Genomic DNA, 570 nt, shown 5'->3' on the forward strand with positions numbered 1-570 from the left:
ACCCACGCCTGGCACCTCTACATCCTGCGCATCTGCCCCGAGCGGTGCGGTATGGAGCGCGAAGCCTTCATGGCCGGCCTCAAGGCCCGCGGAATCGGCACCGGCATCCATTTCACCGCCACCCACCTGCATCCCTGGTACCGCGAGCGTTGGCCGACGCTTTCGCTGCCCAACAGCGAATGGAATTCGGCACGGCTGTGCTCCATCCCTCTCTTCCCGGACATGACGCTAGATGACATCGACCGCGTGGTCACTGCCATCGAAGACGTACTTGCCATAGGTACAGCCTAACCGGTGATCCGGCATCTCGTATCCCAGTGAAGCAATACTCAGAACCTGTTGGAGAAGGCGTATGAAGCCCTATGCCATCGATAAGCTGTCCGTGGTGATCCCCGTCTACAACGAAGAAGCCAGCCTGCCGGAACTCCTGCGCCGCACCCGCGCCGCCTGCCGCCTGCTGGATTGCCAGGTGGAGATCATCCTGGTCGACGACGGCAGTCGCGACCGCAGCGCCGAACTCCTGCAGCAGGCCGCCAGCGAGCCGGACAGCCCGGTCGTGGCGGTGCTGCT

At 63.5% G+C, this 570-nt stretch carries 2 protein-coding genes; both read left to right on the plus strand.

What is annotated here, in order from left to right; genetic code table 11:
* Nucleotides 1–291 (plus strand): DegT/DnrJ/EryC1/StrS family aminotransferase (locus tag PVZ72_RS00390; protein WP_273860905.1); only part of this gene is annotated, 291 nt, incomplete at its 5' end.
* A gap of 61 nt (nt 292–352) precedes the next feature.
* The coding region (locus PVZ72_RS00395; RefSeq protein WP_273860906.1) for a glycosyltransferase at nt 353–570 on the plus strand (218 nt) is incomplete at its 3' end.

The sequence above is a fragment of the Pseudomonas sp. LA5 genome (assembly GCF_028640825.1).
Taxonomy (GTDB): domain Bacteria; phylum Pseudomonadota; class Gammaproteobacteria; order Pseudomonadales; family Pseudomonadaceae; genus Chryseomonas; species Chryseomonas aestiva.